The organism is Micropruina sp., from assembly GCF_047606365.1.
Classification (GTDB): domain Bacteria; phylum Actinomycetota; class Actinomycetes; order Propionibacteriales; family Propionibacteriaceae; genus Micropruina.
Map to the genome: position 1 here is coordinate 1 of NZ_JASGEN010000111.1, position 21,387 is coordinate 21,387.

The 21,387-nt window shown below is 68.9% G+C and carries 22 protein-coding genes; 14 read left to right on the forward strand and 8 right to left on the reverse strand.

Going from position 1 to position 21,387, the window contains the following annotated elements:
* On the reverse strand, positions 1 to 693 hold a 693-nt coding region (locus QM624_RS13165), incomplete at its 3' end, for an A/G-specific adenine glycosylase (RefSeq protein WP_415092530.1).
* A gap of 71 nt (positions 694 to 764) precedes the next feature.
* Here QM624_RS13165 and QM624_RS13170 point away from each other — a divergent pair.
* A complete protein-coding gene (locus QM624_RS13170; protein WP_415092532.1) occupies positions 765 to 1,424 on the forward strand; it encodes a hypothetical protein in 660 nt (219 codons plus the stop codon).
* 15 nt (positions 1,425 to 1,439) lie between these two features.
* Here QM624_RS13170 and disA read toward each other — a convergent pair whose 3' ends face one another.
* The 3 genes from disA to QM624_RS13185 all read right to left on the reverse strand — a co-directional run bounded on the left by disA (position 1,440) and on the right by QM624_RS13185 (position 4,720).
* Entirely contained in the window at positions 1,440 to 2,492 is a 1,053-nt protein-coding gene (disA, locus tag QM624_RS13175) for a DNA integrity scanning diadenylate cyclase DisA (protein WP_415092534.1), read from the reverse strand.
* Positions 2,493 to 2,523: 31 nt separating this feature from the next.
* The gene (gene radA / locus QM624_RS13180) at positions 2,524 to 3,927 is read right to left on the reverse strand and encodes a DNA repair protein RadA (RefSeq protein ID WP_415092536.1); all 1,404 of its coding nucleotides are present in this window, start codon (positions 3,925 to 3,927) and stop codon (positions 2,524 to 2,526) included.
* Between the two features lie 157 nt (positions 3,928 to 4,084).
* Entirely contained in the window at positions 4,085 to 4,720 is a 636-nt protein-coding gene (locus QM624_RS13185) for a VOC family protein (protein ID WP_415092538.1), read from the reverse strand.
* Positions 4,721 to 4,877: 157 nt separating this feature from the next.
* Here QM624_RS13185 and QM624_RS13190 point away from each other — a divergent pair, with 157 nt between their 5' ends.
* Genes QM624_RS13190 through proC form a run of 4 tightly spaced genes read left to right on the forward strand, consistent with a single transcriptional unit; the run spans position 4,878 to position 8,271 of the window.
* Positions 4,878 to 5,687: a sugar phosphate isomerase/epimerase family protein gene (locus QM624_RS13190; RefSeq protein WP_415092540.1), complete on the forward strand. Its 810-nt coding sequence runs from the start codon at positions 4,878 to 4,880 to the stop codon at positions 5,685 to 5,687.
* Positions 5,684 to 6,418, forward strand: coding sequence for a CPBP family intramembrane glutamic endopeptidase (locus QM624_RS13195; RefSeq protein WP_415092542.1), 735 nt, complete (start codon positions 5,684 to 5,686; stop codon positions 6,416 to 6,418). The genes QM624_RS13190 and QM624_RS13195 overlap by 4 nt, the downstream gene beginning before the upstream one ends.
* 27 nt (positions 6,419 to 6,445) lie before the next feature.
* Complete coding sequence (locus QM624_RS13200; RefSeq protein ID WP_415092544.1) at positions 6,446 to 7,477, forward strand: aspartate-semialdehyde dehydrogenase; 1,032 nt, start codon at positions 6,446 to 6,448, stop codon at positions 7,475 to 7,477.
* Positions 7,474 to 8,271 (forward strand): pyrroline-5-carboxylate reductase, encoded by a 798-nt coding sequence (gene proC, locus QM624_RS13205; RefSeq protein WP_415092546.1) that lies wholly within the window; start codon positions 7,474 to 7,476, stop codon positions 8,269 to 8,271. Before QM624_RS13200 ends, proC begins: the two co-directional genes overlap by 4 nt.
* Positions 8,272 to 8,297: 26 nt before the next feature.
* Here proC and QM624_RS13210 read toward each other — a convergent pair whose 3' ends face one another.
* From QM624_RS13210 to QM624_RS13220, 3 genes are all read right to left on the reverse strand, one after another.
* Positions 8,298 to 8,780, reverse strand: a complete 483-nt coding sequence (locus QM624_RS13210; RefSeq protein WP_415092548.1) for a hypothetical protein — start codon at positions 8,778 to 8,780, stop codon at positions 8,298 to 8,300.
* Between the two features lie 106 nt (positions 8,781 to 8,886).
* On the reverse strand, positions 8,887 to 10,206 hold the full coding sequence (locus tag QM624_RS13215; protein ID WP_415092550.1) for a trypsin-like serine peptidase: 1,320 nt from the start codon (positions 10,204 to 10,206) through the stop codon (positions 8,887 to 8,889).
* A gap of 375 nt (positions 10,207 to 10,581) precedes the next feature.
* Positions 10,582 to 12,207: a hypothetical protein gene (locus QM624_RS13220; protein WP_415092552.1), complete on the reverse strand. Its 1,626-nt coding sequence runs from the start codon at positions 12,205 to 12,207 to the stop codon at positions 10,582 to 10,584.
* A 483-nt stretch (positions 12,208 to 12,690) separates the two neighbouring features.
* On the opposite strand from QM624_RS13220, the gene QM624_RS13225 reads away from it, so the two are divergent.
* From QM624_RS13225 to QM624_RS13265, 9 genes are all read left to right on the forward strand, one after another.
* Complete coding sequence (locus QM624_RS13225) at positions 12,691 to 12,792, forward strand: 30S ribosomal protein bS22 (protein WP_002550589.1); 102 nt, start codon at positions 12,691 to 12,693, stop codon at positions 12,790 to 12,792.
* A 19-nt stretch (positions 12,793 to 12,811) separates the two neighbouring features.
* Complete coding sequence (locus QM624_RS13230; RefSeq protein ID WP_415092554.1) at positions 12,812 to 13,048, forward strand: glutaredoxin family protein; 237 nt, start codon at positions 12,812 to 12,814, stop codon at positions 13,046 to 13,048.
* A 109-nt stretch (positions 13,049 to 13,157) separates the two neighbouring features.
* Entirely contained in the window at positions 13,158 to 13,811 is a 654-nt protein-coding gene (locus QM624_RS13235; RefSeq protein WP_415092556.1) for a histidine phosphatase family protein, read from the forward strand.
* Entirely contained in the window at positions 13,811 to 14,371 is a 561-nt protein-coding gene (locus QM624_RS13240) for a redoxin family protein (protein ID WP_415092558.1), read from the forward strand. The genes QM624_RS13235 and QM624_RS13240 overlap by 1 nt, the downstream gene beginning before the upstream one ends.
* A 50-nt stretch (positions 14,372 to 14,421) precedes the next feature.
* The gene (locus tag QM624_RS13245; protein WP_415092614.1) at positions 14,422 to 15,132 is read left to right on the forward strand and encodes a cytochrome c biogenesis CcdA family protein; all 711 of its coding nucleotides are present in this window, start codon (positions 14,422 to 14,424) and stop codon (positions 15,130 to 15,132) included.
* Entirely contained in the window at positions 15,102 to 16,697 is a 1,596-nt protein-coding gene (locus QM624_RS13250; protein WP_415092560.1) for a cytochrome c biogenesis protein ResB, read from the forward strand. The genes QM624_RS13245 and QM624_RS13250 overlap by 31 nt, the downstream gene beginning before the upstream one ends.
* The gene (gene ccsB, locus QM624_RS13255) at positions 16,697 to 17,662 is read left to right on the forward strand and encodes a c-type cytochrome biogenesis protein CcsB (RefSeq protein ID WP_415092562.1); all 966 of its coding nucleotides are present in this window, start codon (positions 16,697 to 16,699) and stop codon (positions 17,660 to 17,662) included. The genes QM624_RS13250 and ccsB overlap by 1 nt, the downstream gene beginning before the upstream one ends.
* A gap of 98 nt (positions 17,663 to 17,760) precedes the next feature.
* A complete protein-coding gene (locus tag QM624_RS13260) occupies positions 17,761 to 19,146 on the forward strand; it encodes a mycothione reductase (RefSeq protein ID WP_415092564.1) in 1,386 nt (461 codons plus the stop codon).
* Positions 19,143 to 20,339, forward strand: a complete 1,197-nt coding sequence (locus QM624_RS13265; protein ID WP_415092566.1) for a glycoside hydrolase family 3 N-terminal domain-containing protein — start codon at positions 19,143 to 19,145, stop codon at positions 20,337 to 20,339. The genes QM624_RS13260 and QM624_RS13265 overlap by 4 nt, the downstream gene beginning before the upstream one ends.
* A 14-nt stretch (positions 20,340 to 20,353) precedes the next feature.
* Here QM624_RS13265 and QM624_RS13270 read toward each other — a convergent pair whose 3' ends face one another.
* A complete protein-coding gene (locus QM624_RS13270; protein ID WP_415092568.1) occupies positions 20,354 to 21,226 on the reverse strand; it encodes a DUF2510 domain-containing protein in 873 nt (290 codons plus the stop codon).
* Positions 21,227 to 21,387: the final 161 nt, after the last annotated feature.

Sequence of the window (21,387 nt, forward strand, 5' to 3'; positions counted from 1 at the left end):
GCGGTCGGTGCCGGCGTAGAGCTGGCGGCGGCGCGGCGGTCCGGGTGGCCGTCCGGCGGCCAGCCAGCGGCAGTCCTGACGGACCGGGCAGTCGGTGCAGGACGGGTTGTTGGCCCGGCACAGCTGGGCGCCGAGTTCCATCGCAGCGACCGACCAGCGCGCCGCCGTCGGGTGCGGCGGCAGCCAGGTCGCCGCACGGACTCGTTCGGCGGCCGTCGGCGAGCCGGCCAGAGCGTCGGTGCCGCCGTCCAGCCGGGCCAGCACCCGTCGCACGTTCACATCGAGCACCACCTGGCGGGCACCGAAGGCGAAACTGGCGATCGCGGCGGCGGTGTAGTCACCCACTCCGGGGAGGGCGCGCAGGGCGTCCGGATCGGCCGGCACCTCGCCGCCGTGCCGCTCCACGATGGCCACGGCTGCGGCGTGCAGCCGTTGCGCCCGGCGTGGATAGCCCAGCCGTCCCCAGGCCCGGATCGCCTCGCCGACAGGCTCGGCCGCCAGCGCCGACGGCGTCGGCCAGCGGTCGAGCCAGCTGCGCCACGGCTCCAGGACGCGACCCACGGGCGTCTGCTGGAGCATGAACTCGCTGACCATCACGGCCCACGGCGAGGCGTCCGGTGCGCGCCAGGGCAGGTCGCGGGCGTGCCGGTCGTACCAGGCGATGATCGTCGTGGTGAGGCGGGTGGTGTCCATCGCGGGCCACTGTATTCGCCTCCGGCGTGGTGTCCCGGCCGTGGCGGCATGCCTCTCTTACCCTTGGCGGCATGAGCGAAGTGCTGACAGGCAAGGGCCCCCAGCCACCTGTCGTGTACTGGATCCGGCGTGGTCTGGTCGTCCTGGTCGCGGTGATCGTCGTCGGCCTGCTGGTGTGGGCGTTCCTGCCCAAGGGCGAACAACCCACCACCGGCGTCCCGGCACCGGCCGACACGCCGACCGACGTCGCCTCTGATCCGGCACCGTCGCCGAGCGGCAGCCCGTCCGATGACATGCCGACTCCGAGCACGTCGCCCAGCGGTTCGCCGGCAGCCCCAACCGCGTGCGAACCGATCGGCGTCCAGCTCGACCTGAAGGGTTTCCGCAGTGTGAAGTCCGGCGGCAAACAGACCTTCAGCGTGACAGCCGAGAACAACACCGCACTGCCCTGCGTCATGGAGATCGCCCCGGCCACCTTCGTGCTGCGGGTCGCCTCAGGCAGCGACCCGGTCTTCAGCACCGCGCACTGCGACAAGTGGCTGCCCGAGGTGAAGAAGCAGACCCTCAAGGCGGGCGCCACCGTCGAGTTCAAGGTCGAATGGACGACGTTCCGGTCGGCGCAGGGCTGCAAGCAGGCCAAGTCGCTGCTGGGTGCCGGCACCTATGTGGCCACCGCCGCCTACAAGGAGAGCGCGACGAAGCGGTTCGCGTTCGCGCTGACCAAGCCCTGAGCGAGTGCCCCGGCGCTAGTCCAAGCGTTCGGCGTAGGCCGACTCGGCCAGCCGGATGAGCCCTTCGCGGACGGTGCGCGCAACGCCGTAATCGACTCCCTCGACGCCGAGCAGGTCGGCGGTGCTCGCCCCGAACAACCCTTGCAGGCTGCCGAAGTGGCTGACCAGCGCGTCGGCGACGGGGGCGGGCAGGCGTCCGATCTGGGCGAGTTGACGATGACCCAGCGGTGTCGCCCGGCGGCCCAGGTCTTCGCCCAGGCCGCAGGCTTGCGCGATCAGTGCCGGGTGCGCCAGGTCGTCGGTGTCCAGGCCGGCCAGCCGGGACAGCCGCAGTTCGTTGGCCTCGTCGCTGTAGTCACGCTCCAGTTCGACCGCGAGGGTGTCGAGACCGGCGACCAGTTCGCCGAGCTGCAGCCGCACCAGCCGTCCGTCGGAGCCCAGCTCGATCGCGTACCCGTTCAGTTCGTTCTGTAGCCGGCGAACCATTTCGAGCCGCTGCGCGATCACCGCGATGTCGCGGACGGTGGCGGCGTCCTGCACCTCTGCCGCGGACAGTCGTGCGGTGGCCTCGCTGAGCCGGTCGCGGTAGCGGGCCAGGGTCGCCAGCGCCTGGTTGGCGCGGGCCAGCAACTGCTCGGGACGCTGCACGATCCAGCGGGTGCCGTCGACGAACAGCGAGATGGTCGACATCGACGCCGACACGGTGACCGTGGGTACGCCGATCTGCCGGGCCACCCGGTCGGCGGTGCGGTGCCGGGTGCCGGTCTCGGTGGTGTCGACGGCGGCATCCGGCATCAGGTGCACGCCGGCGAATAGGATGCGGTCGAGAGCGTCGTTGAGGATGATCGCGCCGTCCATCTTGGCGAGTTCACGCAGTGCGGTCGCCGTGAACGGGACGTCGATGCCGAACCCGCCGGTGCTCAACGCCTGCAACCGGGCGTTGTTACCCAGGGTGATCAGCGCGCCGGTGCGGCCGTGCACGATTCGGTCGAGACCGTCGCGGACGGCAGTGCCGGGCGCGATCAGGCCCAAGGCCCGATTCAGCCGATTCGACGCAACGCTCACCATCCACGGCAGTCTACGGCGCCCCGCTGTGTCGTCAGCCCCCGGCCAGCCGCAGATGGGCGCCGTCGGACTTGCGGCGCTTGGCTGGCCGCAGGCCCAGCAGATCGACCGCAGCCTCGAGGGTCGCCACCTCGACGATCTTCATTCCCGACAGGCTGACGCCGGTGCCGGGCGGTACCAGCGCCACTGCGAAACCGAGCCGTTTGGCTTCGGCCAACCGTCGCTCCAGGCCCGCCACCCGGCGCAACTCGCCGGACAGGCCGACCTCGCCCAACGCGATCACCGGGCGGTGGAAGGCGAGCTCGGCCGCCGCCGAAGCGACCGCCAACCCCACCGCCAGATCGGCGGCCGGGTCGATCAGCCGCGCCCCGCCGACGGTCGAGACGTAGGCCTCCTTGTTGTGCAGCCGCACCCTGGCCTTGCGCTCGAGCACCGCCAGGATCACCGAGACCCGGCCGGAGTCGAGGCCGTGGGTGACCCGCCGCGGCACCTGGGCCGCCGAGCTCGCGACCAGTGCCTGTACCTCGCCCAACAGCGGACGCCGACCCTCCAGGCTGACCGTGAGGGCGGTGCCGGGCATCGGTTCGGCCCGGGTGGAGGCGAACAGCCGGCTCGGATCGGCGACCTCGCGGATGCCGTCCTCGATCATCTCGAAGCAGCCCACCTCGTCGGCCGGGCCGAACCGGTTCTTGGTGGCCCGCACCAGCCGCAGCCCGCTGTGCCGGTCGCCCTCGAAGGAGAGCACGACGTCGACCAGATGCTCCAGCAGCCGCGGCCCGGCCACCGTGCCGTCCTTGGTGACGTGACCGACCAGCAGCACCGGCAGCCGGCGCTGTTTGGCCACCCGCACCAGCGCGTTGGTCACCTCACGGACCTGGGCGACACCGCCGGTGACGCCGTCGCTGCCACCGACGGTGACGGCCTGCACTGAGTCGAGCACCAGCAACTCGGGTGCGGTCTGTTCGATGTGGGCCAGGATCGCGCCGAGATCGGTTTCGGCGGCCAGGTAGAGCTCGTCGGCCAACGCTCCGATCCGCCCCGCCCGCAAGCGCACCTGAGCCGCCGACTCCTCGGCTGAGACGTACAGGGTGCGGCGTCCGGTGCTCGCCCAGCGGCTGGCCACATCGAGCAGCAGAGTCGACTTGCCCACCCCGGGCTCACCGGCCAGCAGCACCACCGCACCGGCCACCAGGCCCTGGCCCAGCACCCGGTCGAGTTCGGCCACACCAGTCGGCACCGATGCCGCCTCGGCCAGCGGGACGTCACGGATCGGCCGGGCCGGTCCGGTCGGCGCGCCCCGTACCGCACCGGTTGCGGTGGGCGCGGGGGAGTGCGGAGCCATCGAGCCCCAGCTCTGACACTGGTTGCAACGCCCCACCCAGCGGGCGCTCGTCCAGCCGCATTCGGAGCAACGGTGGGCAGTGCTGTTCTTGGCCATGCACCGCAGGCTAGAGGGCGCCGCCGACAGTTTTCGCCGCTTGGCACGCGCGCCTCGTCATCCCGGCGAACGCCGGGATATCCATGCACTGAACCGCTCGGCCGGGAGATCCCGGGGCAAGCCCGGGATGACGTGGGCCGGCAGGGATGACGTGACGCTAGATGCGGACGGTGCCGTTGCAGGTGTGGAAGGTGGCGGCGTCCAGGCCGGGCTGGCCGTTGGGTGAGGTGAACCGGATGTTGACGCCGTCGAAGTTGCCGTCGACCTCGGCGCCGATCCAGTCCTCGACCCGCTCTTCGTTGCCCGAGATCTCCAATTCGACCAACTGGAGGTCACCGCCCAGCGCGCGGGGCAGGACCGACTCGTCGCTGGTCCACTTGATGAAATACGGCAGTTGCGGGTCGGACATCAGTCCCTTGACGCCGATCTGCTCCCATTCCAGCAGCCGACCATCGGGGAAATGCCGTGAGCCGACCACGGACTGGCGTCCGAGGCGCTGCTCGTAGGGACCGAGGTCGTTGACCGACACGACCCAGCCCAGCCAGCCACCGCCCATCTCGGAGCGGGCGCGGACGGCCTGCCCGAACGGGGCCTTCTCGGCAGCCGGATGCTCAAGCACCTCGACCACTTCGATGTACCGGTCGTCGGCCAGCGGAAGAATGCGGTTTCGGGTGCCGAAGCGGGGATGAAAACCGCCGTCACGGAATTTGGCGCCGAGCAGTTCCCCGAGCCGTTCGGCCTCCGCTTTGAGACCGTCCGGACCTGCTGCGAACGTCAGGTGATCGACATGCATGGAGACATTGTCACCATGAGAGGCCGTTCCCGCGAAATCGAGGGCTGGGGCGCTGCCCAAGCGTCATACAAACGTCACGATGATGAAATTTTGACGGGTCAACTACCGGTCACCCCAGCGCCGGTGGGCTCGTGGCGGCCCGCCTATGATGACCGGTGTGAGTGGTCCCCGAGCCGAGTCGAAGGTCGCCCTGTCGACCTCCTCGGTCTACCCGGAGAACACGGCCGCCGGGTTCGAGGTGGCGGCACTGCTCGGCTACGACGGGGTCGAGGTGATGGTCGGAATCGACCCGTTGGCTGCCGATGTGGACGCCGTGGAGCGGCTCCGTGACTACCACCAGTTGCCGGTGCTGGCGGTGCACGCGCCGTGCCTGCTGGTCACCCAACGGGTCTGGGGTAGCGACCCGTGGGCGAAGCTGAAGCGGGCCACGGAGGCGGCGAACCAGCTCGGCGCCAACGTGGTGGTGGTGCATCCGCCGTTCCGCTGGCAGCGCAGCTACGCGACCAGGTTCGTCGAGGGCGTCCGGGCACTCGCCGCGGCCAGCGGCGTCACCATCGCGGTCGAGAACATGTATCCGTGGCGGGCACCGGGCGGCGGCGAGTTCCAGGCCTACCGTCCCAGCTGGGATCCCACTGACCTCGACTACGACCATCTGACCCTCGACCTGTCCCATGCGGCCACCGCCCGGCAGAGCGCGCTCGACCTCGTCCGGCGCTGGGAGGACCGGTTGGCGCACGTCCATCTGACCGACGGCAACGGGTCGGCGAAAGATGAGCATCTGCTGCCGGGACGGGGCTCGCAGCGGGCCGACGCCGTGCTCGCCGAACTGGCCGGACGCGGCTACCGCGGCCACGTGGTGCTCGAGGTGAACACCAACGACCTCGATCGCCCGGCCCGTGAAGAGGCGCTCGCCGACGCCCTGCGTTTCGCCCGCAAGCACCTCGGGCAGCTCGAGGGCGCCGCGTGATCCGTCCGGGGCGGGAGGTGCTGCTCGTCCTGGGTGTGTCGTTGGGGCAGTCGGCGGTGTACTCGCTGCTGTCGATCGCGGAGAAGCTGACCCGGGCGGTGCCGCTGAACCAGCAGACCACCCAGATCAACACCAGCGTCACCCCCGACCGGCCCTGGCTCGACCTGTCCTACCAGCTCGCCGGGATCGTCTTCCCGCTGGTGCCGGCGCTGCTGGCGCTCTACCTGCTGCGGCTTTCCGGCGACCGGGAACGGATCGGCTTCGACCTGAGCCGTCCGTGGCGCGACGTGGGCTGGGGCTTCGTGATCGCGGCCGGCATCGGCATTCCCGGCATCGGGCTGTATCTGGCGGCCCGGGCTGCCGGGCTGAACACCATCGTCCAGCCGGCCAACCTGGCCGAGAACTGGTGGACAGTTCCGGTGCTGATCGGGCTGGCGATCATGAACGGCGTCCTCGAAGAGGTGATCATCGTCGGGTTCTGGTTCACCCGGATGCGCCAGGCGGGCTGGGGTGTGCCGGCGGTGCTGATCGTGAGCGCACTGATCCGCGGCTCGTACCACCTGTATCAGGGCTTCGGCGGTTTCGTCGGCAACGTCGCGATGGGCCTGATCTTCGGCTGGATCTACCTGCGCACCAAACGCGTCGGGCCGCTGGTGGCCGCACACGCCATCCTCGACATCGCGGCCTTCGTCGGTTACGCGCTGCTGGCGCCGTACCTGACCTGGCTGTGACCGAGGCACCGGCACCCGGACGATAGGGTGAACCCCATGCATGTGGGTGTATTCGGTGCCACGGGCACCGTCGGCAATGTCATGCGTTCGCTGCTGGTCGAGCGGGACTTCCCGATCAGCTCCGTCCGCTTCTTCTCCTCGGCCCGGTCGGCCGGGCGCACACTCGACTTCAAGGGCACCCCGATCACCGTCGAGGACACCGCGACAGCGGACTTCTCCGGCCTGGACATCGCGCTGATGTCTGCCGGTGCCACCATGTCGCGCGAGTACGCCCCGAAGGTGGCGGCCGCCGGTGCGCTGGTCGTCGACAACTCCTCGGCCTGGCGCAAGGATCCGAACGTCCCGCTGGTGGTCAGCGAGGTGAACCCCGAAGACGCGGTCAACCCGCCCAAGGGCATCATCGCCAACCCGAACTGCACCACGATGGCCGCGATGCCGGTGCTCAAGCCGCTGCACGACGCGGCCGGTCTGGAGCGCCTGGTGGTGGCCACCTACCAGGCGGTCTCCGGCTCCGGTGTGAAGGGCATCAACGCGCTGCTCAGCCAGAGCCAGGACGCGACCGACCCCTCCGCCTTCGCCCTGGACGGCCACATCGACGAGGTGACCGACACTGCGCCGTACGTCGCCCCGATCGCCTACAACGTGATCCCGGTGGCCGGCTCGATCGTCGACGACGGCACCGACGAGACCGACGAGGAGCAGAAGCTCCGCAACGAGTCGCGCAAGATCCTGCACATCCCCGACTTGGCGGTTGCCGGCACCTGCGTGCGGGTGCCGGTGTTCTCGGGTCACTCGCTGGTCATCCATGCCGAGTTCGCCGAGGAGCTCAGCCCGCACCGGGCCCGCGGCCTGCTCGCCACCGCGCCCGGAGTGGCGCTGGTCGATGTGCCGACGCCGCGGCTCGCGGCCGGTAAGGATCCGTCGTTCGTCGGCCGGATCCGGGTCGACCAGTCGGTGCCGGACGGGCGGGGCATCGTGCTGTTCGTCAGCAACGACAACCTGCGCAAGGGCGCCGCGCTCAACGCCGTCCAGGTCGCTGAACTGCTGGTGAACCGATGACCCGGCTGGCGGTGATCGGCGCCGGTGTGATGGGCGAGGCGCTGGTCAGTGGACTGTTGCGGGCCGGTTGGTCCAGCGACGCCATCGTGGTCGCCGACCGGCGCGACTTCCGTCGGGCCGAGATGGTCGCCGCGCACGGCGTCGAGGCAACCGGCAACGCCGAGGCGGCGGCCGATGCGGACACGGTGATCCTGGTGGTGAAGCCCCAGGACGTCGGCGCGGTACTGCCCGAGATCGCGCCGGTGCTGCGGCCGGGAACGCTGGTGGTCTCGCTGTGCGCGGGGGTCACCATCGCGCAGCTGGAGAGCCACCTGCCCGACGGCACGGCGGTCGTCCGAGTGATGCCGAACACGCCGGCGCTGGTCGGCGAGGGAATGGCGGCGGTCTCAGCCGGCAGTACGGCGTCCGAAGCCGACGTGGCGCACGCGATGGAACTGATGACCGCGCTGGGCAAGGCGATCACCGTGCCGGAGGCCTACCAGGACGCGGTGACCGCGATCTCCGGCTCCGGCCCGGCCTACCTGTTCTTCGTGGTCGAGGCGATGATCGACGCCGGCGTGCTGCTGGGCCTGCCGCGTGACATCTCCAGCTCGCTGGTGAAGCAGACCGTCTTCGGCTCGGCCAAGCTGCTGGTCGAATCCGGTCAGCACCCGACCGTGCTGCGTGAGCAGGTCACCTCACCCGGTGGCACCACTGCGGCCGCCTTGCGGCAGTTGGAGGATCACAAGGTGAAGGCGGCCTTCCTGACCGCGATGGAGGCGGCCCGGGATCGCAGCCGGGCACTGGCCGGCTGAGAGCCGCCCGCCTCTTGGGCGGTGGCTCAGAGCGCTCCGTCGACCACGGCGCGCTCGCCCAGCGGTTCCTTCAGCGGCACCTCGATGACGAACGGGAACTGCACCGTGGCTTGAGGACCGTCGCATTGGGCGTCCGGACGGGCGCCCGCCCACAGTGTGATGGTCACCTGCGTGTTGGTCTCGACGGCTTCGGCGCGTCCGATCACATTGCAGGGCGGTCCCGTCATCAGCGTGCCCTCGACGCGTACGGCGGACTTGCCGGGCACGGCCTCGGCCTTGGTGAACGCCTGCTTGCGGGCGTCCTTGACGGGTTCAGGCGTGACCAGGTTCGGCTGGGTCGGTGCGCCGTCCGTGGGCGGAGTGAGCGGACCGGACGTCACGATGCCGCCGGACGGGTCGGCGGACGGCGTCGTCGAGGGGCCGCCGGTGCAGGCGGCGAACATCAGCAGGGCGACAGGGGCCAGCGCGAGGAACGCGCCGCCTCGGCTGCGGGTCGTGAACGGAATCATCGCGGGCCTCCTTCAGGTCGGCTTCTGATCGCAGAGTCAGTGGGTAAAACGGGTGCCGGCCGGCCCGGCATCGCCGAGCCGGCCGGCGGGTCAGATCAGGGCGTTGCTATTTGACCGCCTTGGTCTTGGCGGAGGTCTTCGTCGTGTTGGCGTAGCCGTCCTTCTTGCCGGTGACCTTGACCGTGATCTTCTTCTTCTTGTCGGCCTTGACCAGCTTGTAGGTCGACTTCGTCGCGCCGCTGATCTTGGTCGAGTTCCGGTACCACTGGTAGCTCAGCTTGGTGCCGGACGGCTTCCAGGTCCCGGGCTTGGCGGTGAGCTTCTTGCCGACCTTGGCGGTGCCGCTGATCTTCGGCGTCGGCCCGGACACCGCATCGGCGCTCATCTTCCGCACGTGCTTGTACAGATCGGCGACCTGCGCGCCGTAGTAGGGGCTGTACATGTACAGCGGCGCGTTGGTGTAGATGAAGTCGTTGTGCCCGTTGACGTAGCCCCAGTCGCCGTCGAAGTTGCGGAACCATGGGCCGCCCGACGAGCCGCCGGTCAGACCCGAGGTCATGAAGAGGGTGCCGTCGCCCTTGTCGGTGGTCTTTCCATCGGCCCGATAGAGAGTTTCACCGTTGAACGGATCGTCGGCCGGGTAGCCGAACGCCGCGGCGGTGAAGGTCTTCGTCTTCTCGCCCCATTTGATGCCCTGGGCGCCGAGATAGTCGGTGATCCGGTAGCCGAAGTTCGCCTGCAGGGTCACGGCGCCGACGTCGTAGGCCCAGTCGTGTTCGTAGAACCACTCGCCGGTGGTGGCGATGTTCTTGGCGTACCAAACCCCGTAGGGCGTCGTGCCGTTGGAGTAGGCGGGGACGAAGGCCACGTTGCTCGACCAGACGCCGTCTTCGCCCAGGCAGTGCCCGGCCGTCCAGACCAGGCTCTTGCCCTCGCTGTTCACCACGGCTCCCGAGCAGACGTAATTGCCGCCGTTGTGGCTGAAGAAGATCTTGCCGTTGGTGCGTGCCGCGGGAGTGTTCGAGGGCAGGTTCGGCTGTGCGTACTGGGGCGCGATCCCGTTCGAGACCTTGCTGGTGCGCGACGGTGCGACGCTGCCGGCGGTGCTCTGAGCGGCGGACTGCTGGGTGCGCTGGCCAGTGCTGTCGGAACGGTTCGCCGTCCGCTCCATGGGCTTGGCAGCCTTCATCCGCGCCGGCGTCCAGTAGTCCGCCAGCGCCTTGGCCTCGGCTTCGATACCGGTCTTCCTGACCCGCTTCGTGACCTTGCTGGTCAAAACGTTGTCATGGGAAACGATGGTCGTGGCCGGAGGCCCGGCCGGAAGCTCCGCACGGGCGGTGGCCGGGGTGGCCAGGAACGTGGTGGTCAACGCGAGGCCGGTGATTCCGGCGAGCGCGATCCCTCGCTTGATGTGTTTTCCTCGCATGCTGCTCCTAACAGGCTGACGAGCGGACGGGTTCTGAGGTCGAGGTGTGCACAGGAGAATCCGTCATCATGACTGAATAGCGACGATGCAGCATGGCGACAAAAGGCAAGCGGCGCGGCCCGCGATTGCGATGGTTCACAACTCCCCCCCCGGGATGAACGGCCGGGCCGGATCTGTCGAACCGAACCCGAAGCCGATGGCAAATGCTCCCATAGAGTCGGCAAATCCGAGAAACAGTCCGACGGTCGCGGACGAAGTTTATGTGTGGCCTGAGAAACGAGGCCGATCTTCAGGCCTCTCTCATTTATAGGGGGATTCGGTTTCTGGCCGGCCCGGACGAACCGGGCCGGCCAGCGGTTGAGAACCGTTGCGCTGCTACTTGACCTTCTTGGTCTTCGCCGAGGTCTTCGTCAACGTGGTGTACCCGGCTTTGGTACCGGTGACCTTGACCGAGATCTGCTTCTTCTTGTCGGCCTTGACCAGCTTGTAGGTCGACTTGGTGGCGCCCTTGATCAGGCTCGAGTTCCGGTACCACTGGTAGCTCAGGGTGACGCCGGACGGCGTCCAGGTGCCGGGCTTGGCGGTGAGCTTCTTGCCGACCTTGACGGTGCCGGAGATCTTGGGCTTCGCCCCGGTGAGTGTGCCCGCGACGACATTCGAGGTGCTGTCCGAGGTGAACGAGGCGCCGGTGTAGCCGGTCTTGGAGCCGGTCACGGTGACCGTGATGGCCTTGCCGAGTGCCGAGGCGGGAATCGACAGGGTCGATCCGGTCGCACCCGAGATCACGGATCCGTCGGCCCGCCACTGGTAGGCCAGGCTGACCGGTGCCGGCGTCCAGCTACCCGGGCTGGCGGCCAGGGTGTCGCCCACGGTGGCGGTGCCGCTGATCGTCGGCTTCGTTCCCGAGATCGCGTCGGAACTCTGGTAGCGAACGGCGTTGTAGAGGTCGGCGACCTGGTTGCCGTAGTACGGGCTGTACATGTACACCGGCTGATTGGTGTAGATGAAGTCGTTGTGCCCGTTGACGTAGCCCCAGTTGCCGTCGAAGTTGCGGAACCATGGGCCACCCGATGAGCCGCCGGTCAGGCCCGAATACATGTAGATCGTGCCGTCATTGGGATCGGCGGTGCTTCCGTCGGCCCGGTACAGGTAGGCCCCGTTGAACGGCGCCGCGGCGGGGTAGCCGAATGCTGCCGCGGTGTAGGTCTTCGGTGTCTGGTTCCACATCAAGCCCTGGCTGCCGAGGTAGTCGGCGATCCGGGCGCCGAAGTTGGCCTGCATGGTGGCGGCACCGACGTCGTAGGCCCACTCATGGTTGTTGAACCACCTGGTGGTCGTGGTGAGGTTCTTGGCGTACCAGGTTCCGTAGGGCCGGGTGCCGTTGGAATAGGCGGGGACGAACGACACATTGCTCGACCAGACCGCGTTCTCGGCGAGGCAGTGCCCCGCGGTCCACACCAGGCTCTTTCCCTCGCTGTTGACGATGGAGGCAGAGCACACCCAGTTCTTGCCGCCCCGGCTGAAGAAGACCTTGCCGTTGGTACGGGCGGCAGGGGCGCTGGAGGGGTAGTTGGGCTGGCTGTACTGCGGCGTGACGCCCTTCTTCACCGCGACCTTGACGGCGGCTTTCGGAGCCTTGCTGGTGCGCGAGGGTGCGACGCTGCCGAACTTGCCCTCGGGACGGTTGGCCTGGGCCTGCTGCTGGGGCGCCTTCCCGGACCGGGTCATCGACGGGGCCTTCTCGAAGGGCTTGGCCGCCTTCATCCGACTCGGCGTCCAGTAGCTCTCCAGTGCCCGGGCCTCGGCGGCGGTGCCGGTGCCCTTCATCAGTGCCTTGACCTCAGGCGTCAGAGTGTTGGCGTGGCTGACGGTGTCCTTGGTCGGGGGTCCGGCGGGAAGTTCCGCGCGGGCGCTGGCCGGGGTGGCCAGGAACGTGGTGGTCACCGCGAGGCCGGTGATTCCGGCGAGCGCGATCCCTCGCTTGATGTGTTTTCCTCGCATGCTGCTCCTAACAGGCTGACGAGCGGACGGTATTGAGGGGCGGGTGAACAGGAGAATTCGCGGTCAGGGCTGAATATCGACCATCGGGTGTCGCGATAATGACCCCGTGTGGCCGGTAATTCAGCGATTCACAAACCCCCCGGAACTTAGTCGAGGTCAGGTTTTGCTCACTTGATCTCGGCGATTGGCAAATACGCCCATAGGTGTCGAGTGGGCAGAGGTCTGATACAGCCGGATTCGGGTGCAGTTCGAGAGTTCGGCGACGAAGGGCCGGCCCGGATCGCATTCGACGGGAGCAGCGGCACGTCGTGCGGGGCGGAGTGCGAGGAGCGAGGTCGTGGCGCCCTCGGCGTCCGCCTCGGGGCGCGATTGGCCGTCGGGGTGAGCCAGTCGGTAAGCTGCCGTAGTTGCCGGGCAACCGGCCACCACCAACCAAGAGCACTATCCGGCCCGTCCAGTGGGCCAGCATCGAGAGGTCCTAGCGTGGGTTCGGTCATCAAGAAGCGTCGCAAGCGGATGGCGAAGAAGAAGCACCGCAAGCTTCTGAAGAAGACGCGCATCCAGCGTCGTCGCGCCGGCAAGTAGTTCTCAGGCGTCCGTCACGATGACCAGCCCCCGGGTGGTGGTCATCGTGCGCGACGGCTGTCACTTGTGCGTCGACGCGGTGGCGATCGCTGAGCGGGTCTGCGCCGAGCATGGCGCAGACCTCAGCGTCGTCGACATCGACGCCGATCCGGCGCTCGCCGAGCACACCGACCACGTCCCGGTCACCTTCGTGGACGGCCGTCGGCTCGCCATCTGGTTCCTGGACGAGGCGCAATTGCGCGCCGCCCTCGGCTGACGGCAGGCCCGATCCGCCACCCTGATCGCGGTCGCGCGGGACGCGGGCAGCCCGCCCGAGGCGTCCCGTATTGTTGGAGCCCGAGCACACCGAAAGGCCGCCGCCACCCATGCAATCCGTCGTTCATCTGGTCCGCCACGGGCAGGTTCACAATCCCGACGGCATCCTCTACGGACGGCTCCCCGGCTTCGGCCTGAGCGAGCTGGGCCGGGCGATGGCCGACCGGTTGGGCGAGCACTTCGCCGACGTGCCGCTCACCCACCTGCGCTGCTCCCCGCTGCAGCGGGCCCGCGAGACCATGGCGCCGATCGCCGCCGAACACCCCGATCTCGAGATCGTCACCGACGACCGGGTGATCGAGGCGGCCAACGTCTTCGAGGGCCGCAACTTCGGCAAGTACAACCAGGTGCTGCTGCTGCCGCAGAACCTGTGGCAGCTGCGCAATCCGCTGCGGCCGTCCTGGGGCGAGGCGTACCCGTCGATCGTGGCCCGGGTGAAGGTCGCCATGGCGGACGCCGCCAAGGCCGCCGGCGACGGCGGGCAGGCGGTGATCGTGATGCACGAACTGCCGATCTGGATTTCCCGGCTGGCCGCCGAAGGGCGCTCGCTGGTGCACGACCCGCGCAAGCGGCAGTGCCGGCTGGCCAGCGTCACCTCGTTCACCTGGATCGACGACCGGATCGTTGCCGTCGACTATGCCGAACCGGCCGCCGACCTGCTGCCGGCCAAGAAGTCCAAAGTCCTGTTCCGCCCCGGCTCGTGATGCGTCGTCTGGCCCTCGTCTGCGTCAGCGTGCTGACGCTGCTGCTCGCCGCCTGCACCGGGTCGGGGACGGCCGCCGAGGGCGGTTTCGTCAGCGGCGACGGCACCATCACCCGGGTGCCCCCCGATCAGCGGACCCCCGCCCCCGCCATCGAGGGCAAAACCCTCGACGAGAAGCCGTGGAGCAGTTCGTCGGCGTCCGGCAAGGTGCTGGTCTACAACGTCTGGGGTTCGTGGTGCCCGCCGTGCGTGAAAGAGGCGCCGGCGCTGGTCAAAGCCGCGCACCGCACCGAGAAGATCGCCCAGTTCGTCGGCCTGAACACCCGGGACGCGGCCCCCGAGCAGGCTGAGGCCTTCGTCCGCGAGTTCAAGGTGCCGTACCCGAACTTGTTCGATCCCGGCGGCGAGCTGGTGCTGAAGTTCGCCGGCCAGCTACCGCTGAGCGCCATTCCCAGCACGGTGGTGATCGACCATCAGGGCCGGATCGCCGCCCGGGTGATGGGTGAGGCCACCGAAGCCACCCTGGTCGGCCTGATCGAGGACGTGGCGGCGGGCCGCTGATGATCGTTCTGGAGATCGGCGACTGGGCCCGGCAGGCGGTCGGCGGCAGCATGCCGCTGGCCGCTCCGGTGGCGATCCTGGCCGGCCTGGTGTCGTTCTTCTCACCGTGCGTGCTGCCGCTGCTGCCCGGCTACCTGTCGTATGCCAGCGGGCTCAGCGCGGCACAGCTGGCCGAGGGCAAGCAGCGCGGTCGGGTGCTGGCCGGCACCTCGCTGTTCGTGCTGGGCTTCGCGATCGTCTTCGTCTCGGGCGGCGTCCTGTTCGGTTCGCTGGGCACCACGCTGATGCAGTGGCGCGGAACGATCACCGTGATCGGCGGGGTGCTGGCGATCGCGCTGGGCCTGGTGTTCGCCGGCTGGGTGCCGTTCGCCAGCCGCACCGTCCGGCTCAACCTGCGACCGAAGGTGGGTTTGGCAGCGGCGCCGCTGCTCGGCATCGTCTTCGCCCTCGGCTGGACGCCCTGCATCGGGCCGGCGCTCCAGGTGGTGTTCACCCTGGCGCTCAACGAGGCGACCGCACTGCGCGGCGCGCTGCTGGCCCTGTGTTACGCGGTCGGGCTTGGCCTGCCGTTCCTGATCGCCGGGCTGGCGCTGGACCGGTTCAGCTCGACGATCGCCTTCGTCCGTCGCCACCACCGCGCCCTGCAGGTCACCGGAGGCGTGATGATGATCGTCGTCGGGGTGCTGCTGCTGACCGGCGGCTGGGACGTCCTGATGGCCACCCTGCGGCAATGGGCCGCCAGCTTCGGGACGGTGATCTGATGGCAGAGCGGAAGCCGGGAGGCCTGCGACCGGGGGAGACGCTGCGCTTCCTGTGGACCCAGCTGACCTCGATGCGGACGGCGTTGGTGCTGCTGTTCGCGCTGGCGCTCGGTGCCGTGCCCGGCTCGCTGCTGCCGCAGCGTCCCACAGCTCCGGTGCGGGTGGATGAGTTCATCCGGGACAATCCGCAACTGGGCGGCTTCTACAACGCCATCGGCATGTTCGACGTGTACGCGTCGCCCTGGTTCGCCGCCATCTACCTGCTGCTGTTCGTGTCGCTGGTGGGCTGCATCATTCCCCGGATCGGCGTCTATCTACGGGGTTTCCGCGGGCAGCCGCCGGTCACCCCGCGCAACCTGGGCCGGCTGCCTGCCCATCTCTCGCTGACCGCCGACCGCCCGGACGCCGTCCTCGACGAGGCCGCGAAGGTGCTGGCGAAGCGGCGTTTCCGCATCCGGCGCCTGGACGATTCGGTCAGCGCCGAGCGCGGCTACCTGCGCGAGCTGGGCAACCTGGTCTTCCACCTCTCGCTGGTCTTCCTGCTGTGCGGCCTGGCCTGGGGCTCACTGTTCGGCTACAAGGGCAGCGTCGCGGTGGTCGAGGGCGGCTCGTTCAGCAACACCCTCACCCAGTTCGACGACTTCACCGCCGGCGGTGCCTTCCAGGCCCAGCAACTGGTGCCGTTCTCCGTCCGGCTGGATTCGTTCGAAGCCAAATTCGAAACCGGGCCGGTGCAGCGCGGCGCCGCCCGGGTGTTCCGCGCCGAGACCACAACGACAATGAACGGCGTCGAGAATCACCAGACCCTCGAGGTGAACCATCCGCTGGTGCTGGGCGACAGCACCGTGCACCTGGTCGGCCACGGCTACGCCGTCGACGTCACGGTGAAGGATCCCCAGGGCAATGTGGCCTTCGCCGGGCCTGTGGTGCTGCTGCCCCAGGACGGCAACTTCCTCTCCGTCGGCGCGATCAAGGCGCCCTACGCGCGTCCGGACCGGCTCGCCTTCGAGGCGTTGTTCCTGCCCACCGCGGTCGACACCGACGGTGTCGGCACCTCGGTGTTCCCGGACGCGCTCAACCCGCAGCTGCTGCTCAACGCCTGGCACGGGCCGCCCCAGCCGGCCACCGGCCGACCCGAGAACGTCTATTCGCTGGACACCACCGGGCTCACCCAGTACACCAAGGCGGACGGCTCGAAGCTGCGGTTCACCCTGCGCCCCGGGGAGATCTTCGACCTGCCCGGCGGCGGCTCCATCCAGTTCCACGACTGGAAACGTTGGGTGAGCCTGCAGGTGTCCAGCACCCCCGGGCTGTGGCTGGTGTTCAGCGCGGTGCTGGTCGCCGTCGCCGGGCTGTGCCTGTCGCTGTTCATCCGGCCCCGCCGGGTGTGGCTGCGGGTCCGGGGCGACGTCGTCGAACTGGCCGGCCTGGACCGCACCGAGGGCCGTGGCGGCCTGGACGACGAACTACGGCTGATCGCCGACGAACTGCAGCTGCGCGCGGACAAGGGGCTTGCGCCCGCCGAGGCCGATGCCGCAGGCTCCACTCAGAAGGGAGAACCGTGATGGCCGTGTACTGGTCGAATCTGGCGATGGTGACCTCGGTGGTGGTCTACCTGTTGGCGCTGGCCGCCTTCGCTGCCGAGTGGGCCGCTGCCCGTCGCCTGGAGCCGGCGTCCGTGCCGGCCGGCGTCCTGGTCGCTGCCGGTGCCGGCGCTCCCGGTGAGCTGGAGGAGGTCGCGGGCGACCCCGAGCCGGCGTCGCCGTCCGACGAGCGCGCCCGGCTGCGCACCGACATGTTCGGCCGGATGGGCCTCGGCCTGATGGTGATCGCCTGGGCCTGCCATCTGGCCGGGGTGGTGTGCCGCGGGATCGCCGCCAACCGGATGCCCTGGGGCAATATGTACGAGTTCGTGACGATGGCGCTGCTGCTGATCGTCACCTTCTACCTGGTGCTGGCCTTCCGCGGCATGCGCTGGCTGGGTCTGCCGGTGGCGTTGCTCACCGCGCTGGGTCAGGGTCTGGCGGTGACCGTGTTCTACGTCGCGGTGGCGCCGCTGGTGCCGGCCCTGCATTCGGTGTGGTTCATCGTCCACATCGTCGTCGCGGCCACCGCGGGTGCCGCGTTCAACGTGGGCGGGCTGCTGTCGATCCTGTACCTGCTGAAGAGCCGGGCCGAGCGCCGCGAATCGGTGCGCGGCTACCTGGCCAAGCTGCCGTCGTCGACCCGGATCGACGAGCTGGCCTACCGGTTCCACGCCTTCGCCTTCCCGCTGTGGACGTTCGCGATCGCCGCCGGCTCGGTCTGGGCCGAGTACGCCTGGGGCCGGTTCTGGGGCTGGGATCCGAAGGAGACCTGGTCGCTGGTCACCTGGGTGGTCTACGCCGGCTACCTGCACGCCCGGGCCACCGCCGGCTGGCGCGGCAAGCGGGCGGCCGTCGTGGCGATCATCGGCGTGGCCTGCTTCTGGTTCAACTTCATCGGCATCAACCTGCTGGTCTCGGGTCTGCACTCCTACGCGGGCATCTGAGCCCAGATACACCGATCTGCGGTTACCGCGCGACGGCGGATCTGGACTGAGTCTCGACCCGGCGCCGAGGTGTCGGTACCGAGTGCAAGAATCGGCGTATGCGGCATTTCGACCTGTGCGTGATCGGTTCCGGCTCGGGCAACTCGATCATCGACGAGTCCTTCGACGATCTTTCGGTAGCCCTCGTCGACAAGGGGGAACGGTTCGGCGGCACCTGCCTGAACGTGGGCTGCATCCCGACCAAGATGTTCGTCCATCCGGCCGATCTGGCGTCGTCGGTCGAGCACGCGAAGCGGGTCGGCGTCGACCTCGGTGCCGCCAGCGCCGACTGGCCGGCGATCCGCGACCGGGTCTTCGGCCGGATCGACCCGATCAGCGAGGGCGGCGAGGAGTGGCGGCGCAGCAACCGCAACGTCACCCTGTACCGCGAGGCCGCGCATTTCGTCGGTCCCAAGCGGCTGCGGATCGGTGACGAGACGATCACCGCCGACCGGTTCGTGCTGGCCGGCGGTTCCCGTCCGCAAGTCCCCGACTATCCGGGGCTCGACGATCCGGACGTCGCCGCCCGGGTACACACCTCCGACGACATCATGCGGCTGGAGGCGCTACCGGCCTCGCTGGTGATCATCGGCGGCGGTTTCGTGGCCGCCGAGTTCGCCCACATCTTCTCCGCCTTCGGCACCAAGGTGACCGTGCTGCAACGCTCCGAGGTGATGCTGCGCAAAGAGGACGCCGACATCGCCGCCGCGTTCACCGAACAGTTGGCGAGCCGGGTGCACCTGCGGCTGAAGCAGCAGATCGTCGGGCTGGAGATGACCGAGCGCGACACGGTGATCGTCGAAAGCGTCGACGCCAAGGGCATCCACTACGACTTCGAATGTGAACGGGTGCTGGTGGCGCTCGGACGGATTCCCAACGGCGACCTGCTCAACCTGGCCGCCACCGGCGTCGAGACCCACGACGACGGCCGGGTGAAGGTCGACGAGTACCAGCAGACCACCGTGAAGGGCATCTTCGCCCTCGGCGACATGTCGTCGGCGGCCCAGCTCAAGCATGTCGCCAACCATGAGGCCCGGGTGGTGCAGCACAACCTGCTGCACCCGCGCCGGATGATCGCCGCCGACCACCGGTTCATTCCCCATGCGGTGTTCAGCGACCCGCAGATCGCGTCGGTGGGTCTCACCGAGGCCGAGGCGAAGGAACGCGGCAAACAGTACGTGACGGCCCGGCAGAACTACGGCGACGTCGCCTACGGCTGGGCGATGGAGGACACCGATCATTTCGTGAAGCTGATCGCCGACCCCAAGACCAAGCGGCTGCTCGGTGCGCACCTGCTGGGGCCCGAGGCGACGACCCTGATCCAGCCGCTGATCCAGGCGATGAGCTTCGACCTCGACGTGCCGAGCATGGCGCGCGGCCAGTACTGGATCCACCCGGCACTCACCGAGGTGGTCGAGAACGCACTGCTGGGGCTGAAGCTGTGACCGCGAAGAGTCGAACGCTGGTCACCACCGCCCTGCTGGCGGTGCTGTCCGCGTGCGCCGGCGCGCCCACGGCGACCACGGCCCCGGCCGACCCCATCTCGAGGTCGGCGACGCCCTCAGCTTCGGCGAGCACCGCCCCGAGCGAGACGGCGCAGCGGCCCACGGCGACGCAATGCGCAGCCCGGATCGTCGACAAGATGACGCCGGCCGAACGGGTCGGCCAAGTGGTGATGGTGGGAGTGACCAGCGGGACGGCGTCCGAACTGGCGGTGCTGCGGAAGCTGCACATCGGGTCGGTGATCCTGATGGGCAACCACAGCGACGGCACCAGCGGGGTACGCCGGCTGACCAAGAAGCTGCAGATCTCAGGCCTGCCCACACCACTGCTGATCTCGGTCGATCAGGAGGGCGGGCTGGTGCAGCGGCTCAAGGGATCGGGTTTCGACACCATTCCGTCGGCGAAGGTGCAGTCGAAGTGGAGCGACGCCAAGCTGACCTCGCGGGCCACCCGCTGGGGCCGCCAGCTGGCCTCCGCCGGGGTGCACTGGACGCTGGCGCCGGTCACCGACACCGTGCCGACGTCCGTGGGCACCAAGAATGCGCCGATCGGTGCGCTGGGCCGCGGCTACGGGTCGAATCCGGACGTGGTGGGCAAGAAGGTGTCCGCCTTCGTGAAGGGGATGGACGCTGCCGGCATCGCGACCTCGACGAAACACTTCCCGGGGATCGGACGGGTGATCGGCAACACCGACTTCACCTCCGGAGTGAAGGACACCACCACGCGGCCCGACGATCCCTACCTGGCGCCGTTCGCCGCCGCCGTGAAGGCCGGCGCGACCAGCGTGATGGTGTCCACCGTCACCTACACCAAGATCGACCCCGACCACGTGGCGGCGTTCTCGCCGAAGGTGATCGGACTGATCCGTGGCCGGCTCGGCTTCGACGGGGTGGTGATCTCCGACGACCTGGGTGCGGCGAAGTCGATGGCGTCCGTGCCGGCGAAACAACGGGGCGCCGACTTCATCAAGGCCGGTGGCGACGTGGCGATGACGGTGACGCCGGCATTGGCCGACGAGTTCGTGGCCGGCATCCGCAGCGCCGCCAAGAACTCTGCGGTGGCCGCCCAGGTGCGCGAAGCGGCCATCCGGGTGGTGACGATGAAGATCGACCAGGGGCTGGTGCCCTGCCGCTGAGCAGCAGGCGCGGCTCAGCCGACCCGTAGACCGCTCATCGCCTTGCGGGCGTCCGGCACCAACTGCGCGGCGGTGTCGGGGATCGAGGCGTAGAAGATGCTCGACGAGGCGTCCGAGGTGGCCACGATCAGGATGATCGCCAGCTCGCCCTTGGTCTTCAGATTCGGAATGTCGAAGGTCAGGTGGGTCTCCACCAGCCAGGCTTCCTTGCCGCCGACGGTGCTGGCCTTGTTCACCTTGTCGTCGCGGACCACCTCGGCGTCGTCGTAGAAGACGCCCATGATGCACTTCACCACGATCTCGGAGCCCTGCTGCGGGCTGAAGAAGCCGTCGCCGGCGACCAGCTCACCGACCAGCACCGAGGCGACCCAGCTGTTCTGGTCCCCCTTGTAGTTCGGTTCGACCATCACGGTCTGGGTGAGCACGTCGCGTCCGAACGGCACCCGGGTCTCGGGAGCCGGCGCGCTCCACGGGTCACCCAGCTGCGGATAGGACAGCGCCCCGCCGTGCACCCGGCCGTCGTTCGGCGGGGGCGAGGGCGTGACGGTGGTGGCGACCTGCTTGGGGCAGACGTTCTGGGTCGGGTTGGTGCCCGTCGACGGGGTGACCCCGAGGATGCCGCCGAGATTGCGAATCGCCAGGTAGCCGATCAGGCCGAGCACCACGACGATGGCGGCGATACCCAGCCACCAGCCGATCGGGGAGCGGCGGCGCTGGTTCGGGTTCCACCCGGGCTGACCGGTTGGACGCGGCGGACCGCCCAGGCCACCCTGCGGGGGCGCCTGCATCGGGTTGTTGGTGATCGCCGCCGACCAGGACGAACCCGTCCAGTAGCGGTACATACCGGGCTGTCCACCCGGATCCGGATACCATCCAGCCTGACTCACGGGGCGAGTCTAGACGGGACGATCCAGTGCTCGGGTGCGGCGCCGGCGCCGTCACATGACCGTCGACGGATGTTCGTGGGAATGACGGGTCTCGATACGTCGAAATCCCGGGTCAGGCCCGGATGAACGGGCCTGCCCGGCAGGGGGAGAGGTCTCGACAA